This is a genomic window from Salinimicrobium oceani, from assembly GCF_012037645.1.
In genome coordinates this window covers 1-1362 of sequence record NZ_JAAVJR010000022.1, presented here as the reverse complement: position 1 = coordinate 1362, position 1362 = coordinate 1, and the positions used below count along the sequence as shown (strand labels likewise).

General features: G+C 42.7%; 1 protein-coding gene and 1 pseudogene. One reads left to right on the top strand and one right to left on the bottom strand.

What is annotated here, in order from left to right; translation table 11 throughout:
- Positions 1-365: pseudogene (locus HC175_RS15060) on the bottom strand (group II intron reverse transcriptase/maturase); the annotation flags it as partial.
- Between the two features lie 724 nt (positions 366-1089).
- On the opposite strand from HC175_RS15060, the gene HC175_RS23885 reads away from it, so the two are divergent.
- On the top strand, positions 1090-1362 hold a 273-nt coding region (locus tag HC175_RS23885), incomplete at its 3' end, for a hypothetical protein (protein ID WP_209310002.1).

The following is a 1362-nucleotide window of genomic DNA, read 5'->3' as shown; positions in this document are numbered from 1 at the left end:
TGGTGCGCTGATTTCTTTGGTCTATAGCCAAACGAACTTGCACTGAAGTGCTTGTCCACCTTAGCTTCCAGTTCTTCCCTGATGACCATTTGAGCCGTACGATCTTGTACCGTTGGTATGCCCAACTTTCTTACCCTATTTTCATCTTTGGGTATTTCTACTTCGCGTACAGGCATGGGAAAGTAACTTCCACTGGCCAAACGGTTCCATACCGGATACAGATACTTCCTCGTTTGTGAGGATACGGCTTCTATGGATAGTTTATCCACTCCGGCTGCTCCTCTATTACTTTTCACCTTTTTGAAGGCTTCCCATACCTGTCGCTTTTCTATCGGTTGCGACTTTTGTTTCTCCTCGAAAATCATCCTAAATTTTCATTTAGTTGTAATACAATTTAAAACCGTTAAGTCTGCCCCTTCGCTCCTTTCCCCTTTCGGGGAACATCTTCACTACTACGGGCAAATCCGCCACCAATCTGTAGTATCGTTACTTTCTGCCTTGCCCTTCGGGGTTATGGCATTTTCACACTACAGATTGGCTTCTCCTGTTCCATAATTAAGCCGTAAGTAAAGCTCCTGCCCTCTTTATGTCGATGGTCGCTTAACCAGTAAATCAGGTTACACCCGTTAAGCTTTGTCCTGCAAGACCGCCCATCCCTCAGTTTTGACCATACTAAAGTTGTTTACGACACTTCTACAAGGGTTCACTCACATCTCGTTCAGCTTCTTTACTCCCACCATAGCTCGCTCCTCACAATACAACTGCGGTAGTGCCTTTGACCTTATCGCTCAAGACCAACCCTTGAAAGGCAAGCCCCATAAGGCGGTTTGACTGATATGCCTGTACATCCCAGCCGAGAGACCAATCCTCATTAATGTTTCTTTACGTGAGACCTCTTGACTTTCTTTGTCAAGCTCGTTCCTGAAAAAAAAATGAGCCTCTCATCTCAATTACAGTTATGCTGTTAATTTTCAAAGAACTTAATCTTATATTGTATCCCTGAACAGCGCAGGACACACAGCCTGTTGCCAACAATGTATAAAAACAATGCTATCTTAGTTCCGAATCGAAAGTCTGTGTGTACTTGCTGTGTCTGATTTTCTGCGGAAAATCAACGCTGGCAATCGCCGCACTGTTTTTATACGAGACGTTGTACACAATATTAAAAACAAAATAGCATCTACATTGAAAAACATCTTTCTTGTTTTATTTGCAGCACTCAGTTTTACTGCCTGTAAAACCTCTTCAAAAAACGAGGTCGAATATACCCGAGAACGGACTGAAATTCAACATCAAAATGTCCGATTTCCCGAACCTGTAGGTTTTGTAAATGATTTTGATGGCATTTTCACACCTGATCAA